At 65.4% G+C, this 7,959-nt stretch carries 5 protein-coding genes; 2 read left to right on the forward strand and 3 right to left on the reverse strand.

Annotated features, from left to right (window positions below):
* Window positions 1-79: 79 nt before the first annotated feature.
* A complete protein-coding gene (locus AC50YM_RS19025) occupies window positions 80-3,322 on the forward strand; it encodes an efflux RND transporter permease subunit (protein ID WP_494958500.1) in 3,243 nt (1,080 codons plus the stop codon).
* Between the two features lie 596 nt (window positions 3,323-3,918).
* On the opposite strand, the gene AC50YM_RS19030 is transcribed toward AC50YM_RS19025, so the two are convergent.
* From AC50YM_RS19030 to AC50YM_RS19040, 3 genes are all read right to left on the reverse strand, one after another.
* Window positions 3,919-5,100 (reverse strand): hypothetical protein, encoded by a 1,182-nt coding sequence (locus tag AC50YM_RS19030; protein ID WP_494958501.1) that lies wholly within the window; start codon window positions 5,098-5,100, stop codon window positions 3,919-3,921.
* 42 nt (window positions 5,101-5,142) lie between these two features.
* Window positions 5,143-5,271, reverse strand: coding sequence for a hypothetical protein (locus tag AC50YM_RS19035; protein ID WP_494958502.1), 129 nt, complete (start codon window positions 5,269-5,271; stop codon window positions 5,143-5,145).
* 96 nt (window positions 5,272-5,367) lie between these two features.
* On the reverse strand, window positions 5,368-5,703 hold the full coding sequence (locus tag AC50YM_RS19040; protein ID WP_494958503.1) for a hypothetical protein: 336 nt from the start codon (window positions 5,701-5,703) through the stop codon (window positions 5,368-5,370).
* Window positions 5,704-6,816: 1,113 nt separating this feature from the next.
* On the opposite strand from AC50YM_RS19040, the gene AC50YM_RS19045 reads away from it, so the two are divergent.
* Complete coding sequence (locus AC50YM_RS19045; protein ID WP_494958504.1) at window positions 6,817-7,605, forward strand: hypothetical protein; 789 nt, start codon at window positions 6,817-6,819, stop codon at window positions 7,603-7,605.
* Window positions 7,606-7,959 lie beyond the last annotated feature (354 nt).

Below are 7,959 nucleotides of genomic sequence, written 5' to 3' on the forward strand. Positions count from 1 at the left end.
GCAGGTTGCGGCAGGTTCGACTGTTTTGCAGGCCTGATCACCCGGAAGTCCGTCCGTCGACCCATCAGGAGACCATCAGATGTTCCTGCTTGCAAAGCTTTCACTGGCCAACCGGGCCCTGATCGCGCTGGTGACCGTCTTCGCGTCGGTCTTCGGCGTGATCACGATGTCCTCGCTCAAGCAGGAACTCATTCCCTCCATCGAGTTCCCGCAAATCACGGTGCTCAGCTCGATGCCCGGGGCCTCTCCGGACGTGGTGGACAAACAGGTCAGCAGCCCGCTGGAGACGGCGCTCAAGGGCGTTGAAGGCCTGGAGTCGACGTCGTCCACCTCCCGCAACGGCGTCTCCCAGATCAGCCTGGTATTCACCTACGGGTCCAACCTGGACCGTGCCCGGAACCAGATCGACCGGGCCATCTCCAATGCCAAACGGTCGTTGCCCGACGACGTCCAGCCGCAGGCAATCGCCGGCAGCATCAGCGATTTCCCGATTGTGTTCCTCGCGGTTTCCTCCGACAAGCCCCTCAGCGAGCTGAACGCCGATCTTGCCCGGCTCACCGTGCCGCGGCTGCAGAAGCTCGACGGCGTCCGCGGCGCCGACGTGACCGGCGGCGCCACACAGCACATCAAGATCCTCCCGCGGCCCGCGGCCATGGCCGACTCCGGAGCGAGCATCCAGTCCATCAGCGAGGCGCTGAAGAACAACGGGGCACTCGTTCCGGCCGGCACCATCGAAGAGCAGGGCAAGACACTTTCGCTGCAGATCGGCAGCCCGGTCGATTCGCTCGACGCCATCAAGGCGCTCCCGCTGGGCGGCGCCAAAAACGCCGCCACCATCGGCGGCGTCGCAGACGTCAGTATCACCGAAGACGCCCGCACCTCGATCACCCGGACCAACGGCAAGGAAACCCTCGCCCTGTCCGTCACGAAGAAGCCCGAAGGTGACACCGTCGGCATCTCGCACGCGGTGAAGGCCTCCATCCCCGAGCTTGAGGCCGAACTCGGCGCCAACGCCCGGTTCACACCAATCTTCGACCAGGCGCCGTTCATCGAGAAGTCCATCAAGGACCTCACGACGGAAGGCCTGCTGGGCCTGGGCTTCGCCGTTGCGGTGATCCTGCTGTTCCTGATGTCCGTCCGCGCCACCCTGGTGACGGCGGTGTCCATCCCGCTCTCGCTGCTGATCACGTTCATCGGGCTCTCGGCCACCGGCTACTCGCTGAACCTTCTGACCCTTGGCGCGCTGACGATCGCGATCGGGCGCGTCGTGGACGACTCCATCGTCGTGATCGAGAACATCAAGCGGCACCTGAGCTACGGGGAGGCGAAGATCACCGCGATCCAGACGTCCATCCGCGAAGTCGCCGGTGCCATCACGGCGTCGACCCTCACCACCGTGGCCGTCTTCCTGCCGATCGCCTTTGTGGCCGGACTGGCCGGCGAGCTGTTCCGGCCGTTCGCGCTGACGGTCACCATCGCGCTGCTGTCCTCGCTGCTGGTCTCTTTGACCATCGTTCCGGTGCTGGCGTACTGGTTCCTCCGCAATCCCGCCGGCAATCCCGGCCCAGCCCAGCAAGCCTCTGCGCGGGTGATCGCGGCGAAGGCATCCGAGGCGGAGCAACGCACCGTGCTGCAGCGCGGCTACGTCCCCATCCTGACCAAAACCCAAAAACACCCGGTGGTGACGCTGGTCGCGGCCCTGCTGGTCCTCGGCGGCACCGCCGCCATGACTCCGCTGCTGGCCACGGACCTGCTGGGCAGCTCCGGCGAAAACAGCATGACCGTTCGGCAGGCGCTCCCCGCCGGCACCAGCCTGGCCGAAGCCAGCGCCGCGGCCGGGAAGGTCGAGCAAGTGCTGCTCAAAATCGACGGCGTGAAGGACGTCCAGGCCACCACGGGCAGCGCGCAGACCGGCTTCTCCGCGCTACTGTCGGCCGGAGCCTCGAACTCCAGCTTCACCGTCGTCACCGAGGACAAGGCAAACCAGGGCAAACTCAAGGACACCGTCCGCAGCGAACTTGCCCGGATCCCCGATTCCGGCAGGATCACCGTGGGCTCGCAGCAGGGCGGCTTCGGCACATCCTCGACCGTGGACATCACGCTCAAGGCCGCCACCACGGCCGACCTGCGGACCGCGAGCGACGCCATGGTCCAGGCAATGGACGGCGTCCCCGGCTCCTCCGAGGTAGCCACCAACCTGGCCGCCAGCCAGCCGGTCGTCCAGGTCAAAGTGGACCGTGCCAAAGCCGTCGCCGCCGGCCTGAGCGAGGAACAGGTGGCCGGCGTGCTCGCCTCGACCATCAGCCCCATCCCGGCCGGCACCGTACGCATCGACACCAACGATTATCCCGTCCGCATCGGTGAGGGCACCCGCTTCACCAGCATCGACGCCGTCCGGCAGACCCCGCTGCCGACGGCGGCCGGTCCCGTGCCGCTGGCCAGCATCGCCGCCGTGGAGCAGGTCGACGTTCCCGTCTCGATTACCGCCAGCAACGGCCAGCGGACCGCCCGCGTCTCCGTCACGCCGTCGGGCGCCAACCTCGGTGCGGTCAGCACCGAAGTGCAGGCCCGGCTCAAAACTGTCCAGCTGCCGCCCGGCGTCACTGCCGAAATCGGCGGCGCCACGACCCAGCAGGCCGAGTCGTTCGCCCAGCTGGGCCTCGCCCTGCTGGCTGCCATCGCGATCGTCTACGTGATTATGGTGGCCGCGTTCAAGTCGCTCATCCAGCCGCTGATCCTGCTGGTCTCGGTGCCCTTCGCGGCCACCGGCGCCGTCGGCCTGCTGCTCGTCACCGGGGTGCCACTGGGCCTGCCCTCGCTGATCGGCATGCTGATGCTCGTCGGCATTGTGGTGACGAACGCCATTGTGCTGATCGACCTGATCAACCAGTACCGCCAGCCGCGGAACGGCGAACCCGGCATGAGCGTGGCGGACGCGATCACCCACGGTGCCCGGCAGCGCCTCCGGCCGATCCTGATGACCGCGCTGGCCACCGTTTTCGCCCTGACGCCGATGGCGCTGGGCCTGACCGGCGGCGGTGGCTTCATCTCGCAGCCGCTGGCGATTGTGGTAATCGGCGGGCTGATCTCCTCCACCGCACTCACCCTTATCCTGGTGCCGGTGCTGTACCGCCTGGTGGAGGGGCGCCGCGAGCGGAAGGCCCTGGCCAAGGCCGGGCCGGGTGCGGGTGACGGCGCCAGTGCCGGCCCGGGTCCCGCCGGAGCCCGTCTCCGGGGCCGCCGCGCTGCCCCCGGGGCCGACCCCGATGACCTTCCCTATGACGTTCCCGACGGCGCACGGGTCCCCTCGGGTTCCCACTAACAGTCGCTGGTCCGTGGCTTCTTCTCAGATCCGGACTGCTTTGTGGCGGCGCGGGGCACGGGTGCCGTGCGCCGCCCCGGCCAACAGCAGGGGCCTCCTGGCGCTTGCCGTCGCTGCGCGGTGGCGGGGTCCGCCGGCGCGAGGGGCCGGGCGCTGGGACCGCGGTGAGCTCACCTCGCGTGCCGGGTTGCCGACGTACGTGGCGTTTTCCGGGATATCTGCGCCTTTCATCAGAAACGCGTCGGCCTCGAGCGTCGACCCGTCGTGCATCGTGACCCCTGTAGTGCACGAAGGCTGTGACGCCCAGGTTGCAGCGATTGCCCACGACAGTGCGGTCGGACTTGAACGTTCCGTCTTCCATGGAATGGCCCTGGATGAGCGATCCCTCGTTGAGTGCGCAGTCATCACCGATGGTCACGAGTTTTTTTCTATTATGCCGGCGCCGAGGTCGTAGAGCCGCTTGCCGACTTTGACGCCCAACATTCTCCAGAACATCGACTTATACGGTGTTCCTCCGAAGGGCGCACCGGTCAACAGTTTCCAGAGCCGTTGGTGCTGCCAGAAATAGTGGTCGTAGATGGAACAATATTCGGGCTTCAGCCGGCGGAACCCCATGACGGAGCGCTCAACCAGGATGGAGTAGAACTGCTGAACAGCCTGAAGCCGAGCATGGCGGCGGCAATTGCCAGCACGCCGATGTAGCCGTGCGCGGTGACGGCAACCGCGCCAGTGAGCGCGCCGACATACAGCAGGAACCAGCGTGTGGCAGGGAACAGGGCCATGGTCCCGATGTTGTACCGGTTCTTTGCCGGGAGGAGGCGGTTCTTCGCCTCCTCAAGCTTCGCTTCATCAAACTGGGCGTCACGCTGCACCGACCGGGGGATCTCGAACGGAGGTGATCCCAGCCGGCCCACGTCGGACCGGACCGGGCCGTCGATCGGCACCATCACCTTGGTACCGAGCAGGCAGTTCTCCCCCACGCGGGCTCCGATCGGGAAGTTGATGTTGTTCCCGAGGAAGTTGCGGCCGGCGACGCTGCCACGTGAAAGGCGGAACGAAGTACTGGTGAATTCGGCGTTCATCATGTTCAGACCGTCAGAGGCCATGGTTCCCGATCCGACGTTGCTCAGGAACGGTGACTCGTGGCCCACGGCCGGACCGAAGTTTGATCCCGTCTGCACCACCTTGCCGAGGTCGTAGCCCAGTGCCTGCAGGTAGTGCACGATGTAGGAGCTGTCGCCGAAGAGGCTCTTATAAATGGGGACGTTGGAGATCCCGGACATCATCCGCTGCAGGGAAAAGTGCACCCCGTAGAGCGGATAGACCTTGTCAGGCGTGAGGAAGAGGTTCAGCAGCCGCGGAACGCTGACGACAAAGATCAGCCCGCCTATCAGCCCGACGATGAATAAAATCAGTGCAAAGGCCGCTGTGTCGACAAAGAACTCGAAGGCACCCAGCTGCAGGTGTCCGGTGTCCAGGTAGGACGGCAGCAGCGCGGCCAGCCCGAGGACACCAACCGGGACGACGAGGACAAGGCGGTTGAACAATTGGAGCAGGCTGAACATCACTCGGCGGCGGGTGCTGCAGTTCGCGTCGGGTACCCGCCGGTACTGGGTACTGGTGCGCTCGGCGGGGGACCCGTGCCAGCTTTGTCCGTTGGGTACCGCCTGCCCGGTCTGCAGTGCCGAGGAGTGGCCCCACTGCGTGTCGTTCCCCATCGACGTGCCGATGTCAAGAGTCGTCGTCTCCGACACAAGGACGTTCCGGCCCAGAGTCACCGGCCCCATTTCCAGGACGCCCGGGCGGGCCCGGTAGCAGAGCTAGAAGGAGTTTTTGTAGGTGACGGTGTTGTCGCCTGTGGTCAGCAGGTCCGTGCACACCGGCACCGTCCGGGAGAAGATCACGACCCCTTTGCCGATCTTTGCCCCGAGCAGCCACAGGTACAGCACGTAAATTGGTGATCCTGCAAAACAGCACGAGCGGATTGGCCCGGGTCAAAAGCCTGACGGCCCAAAAGCGCACGTAAGCCATGCTCCAGATGGGAATCAGCCCGGGTTTCCACCCCCCACCAGGACCCATTTCACGAGAATAGGAGTCAGGGACAGGACTAGGAAGGTGGCGGCTCCGAAGCCCACGGATCGCAACCACATCTCAAGGGGTGTGGCTCCCCCTGTCACCCATTCGAAGCCGAACACCAGCAGCCAGGCGGCGTACGTGGAGTAGCTTAGGAAAACCAGCAGTTGTATGGCGCCGCAGAGGAAGTATTGGAAGGAGCTGGCCCGGGGCAGCGGGGCCGGGGGTGCAAGGCCAACCGCGGGCGTAGCCGGGACCAGTGCCGTCTCGATGCGGCGGGCCTGGAGGCACTCGGCCAGCTGGCGCACCGTTGGGGTGCTGATAGATGTCCTGCATGGCCGCCGGCGGCAGCCCGGTTTCTTTTCTGAGGCGGGCGCTGAAGTGCGCCATCAGCAATGAGTCGGCGCCCAGCTGTTCCGCCAGGGCCTGCTCGGCCTCCGTAGCCGGGGCAGTGTAGGAGCCGTTGCCTGCCAGGCTGTGCCGGTGCGTCGGTTGCGGCAGAAGCTTTCGGTCCACCTTGCCGCTGGCCATCATGGGCCTGGACTCAAGCTCTTCAAATAGCCGGGAACCATGTAGCCGGGGAGCCGGGTGCGCAGCATCTGCCGGATCCCCCGGCGTCGATACTCTCGACGTCCTGACGGACACCCCTCAGTCCACAGGCGAAGCCGCAACCGAATGGGAAGCTGCAGCACGCGGCCGCCGCCCCGTCACTGTCGGCCGTGAAGCCCACGAACCGGACCCCCAACACTGGGAGCGTTACAGCAACGAGGTCGCCCAGCTGCGCGAAACCTTGCGCTCCGTACCATTGGATGATCACGCAACCTGGGCGCACGTCGCCCGGGAAACCGCCGGCGCTTTCGCCGCATGGTCCACTGCCACCAAAACCGTACCGGGCCCGTTGGCTGCGAGCGCGACAGAACTGTCCCAGACAGCCCAGCTGCGCCGGTACCCGGTCAAGCCAGTTAGGACTGTCGGGCCGTCCGCCCGCGGAGCTTCCCTGCTGCTGATATCCGCCACAACGGGATCCGGAACTGCCGCCCAGGCAAATCTTGCTGCGGCAGCTGCTCAACGTCTCCAAGGCCATCCACGACATGCACCAGGCGAACAAACGACCTTCGCCGGTCACGGCAGATTAATGCCATGGTCCGTACGCAACTGGTGATGGTGACCAACGCCCTACCACCGGTGCCGGCAGAGCCACCTCTGACTGCGGTAGGGCGGGAATCAGCGAAAGTTACCCCTGTGTCGGCAGTGGATGCCGAGCTGGCCCAAACGGTACGTCGCGCGCTCGGAGGGCTGGCGCCAATGAGCAAGCCGGGATCTGTCCTGCCCCCCAAGTACGGACGCCCAAGAACGCCCACAACGACCCGGACCGGAAACGACCGCCCGGACATTGAGCGATAGCACCTGGAAAGTAGAGCATGAGCGAATCAGACGGACTGGACGAGGTTGTAGAAACGATGCTCCGCACGGGCCTGACGGCGGCGGGACGAATCGGAGAGGAACTGGCCCGGGCACGAGAAAGGTCAGCGCGTGAAGCCGCTGCGGGTGAGGACCAGATAGGACGCGAACTGAGGGCCCGCCTCGAGGGCGAACGCGCAGCCGCACGCGCACAGCTCGCACCGGCACTGGATGCCCGCTGGTGGGACAACGCCAAAGCAGAAGACATCGTCCGCGTCCACCAAACCGCCACGGCGTGGAAGGGCCATGACCCCATGGCGCGCTCTGCGGCCGGCGCCATCCGCGAGCAGGTACAGCAACGCTACGGGATCGACGTCGACGCCCTGGGGACAGGTGCGGACGGTGCGGCTGCAGCCAATGAAGCGGCACGTGCAAAGACCCATGCTCAGGAAGAACGGACAGCAGTAGCGGCGGAAAATATTCAAGCTTCACAGCTTTTCACGGAAGCCGAACGCGCCGACGCAGCCCAGCGGGAAAGCGTCGATGCCGACAACACCCGGCCCGAACAGCTAACTGACGAAGCTGCTGCGACTTACGATTCAGCAGAATGTCGGGAAGCCCTCGCAAAGAGCCTCGACCATGTTGGAGACAGGGAAGCCGTGGAGGCCCGACTCATCGCAGACCGGGACCAGGCGACTCCGCCGACGGCAGCGGTGACGTTGAAGCAGGGGAAAGCGGCACCCAAGGCGCGCAAGACAAGCGGCGTGCCTGGGACTGCCAAACAGGCTCAGAAGGGTCTAACGCGCTAGGAGCATGAGCGCATGTCAGCGCATTTGTTTGCGCCGAAAGAACTCTAAGGTACCTGGCGCTTCCGCCATCCCTCCCCGGCACCGAACGCCCACCTTTCTATCTCGTCAGCACCCACGGTGCGCTCGGCGGAGGACAGTTCAGTGGCCCATGTCCGCATCACTTTGATGGAGGCAAGGTATGTGCCCACCGGGTAGTTTGTGGATTGGGTCGGAACGCCGGGTTACCTGTCTCGCTGAATAACGGGTTACGTCCCGCTGAGTGGTGGAGTTTTCTCGACACCGTGCAGGTCAGTTATTTGATTATGCTGCCGTGAGTTCGGGAAGCAAAATCGCCTCCTCGATCGGCGTGGCGGG

It is taken from the genome of Pseudarthrobacter sp. RHLT1-30-1, assembly GCF_059383415.1.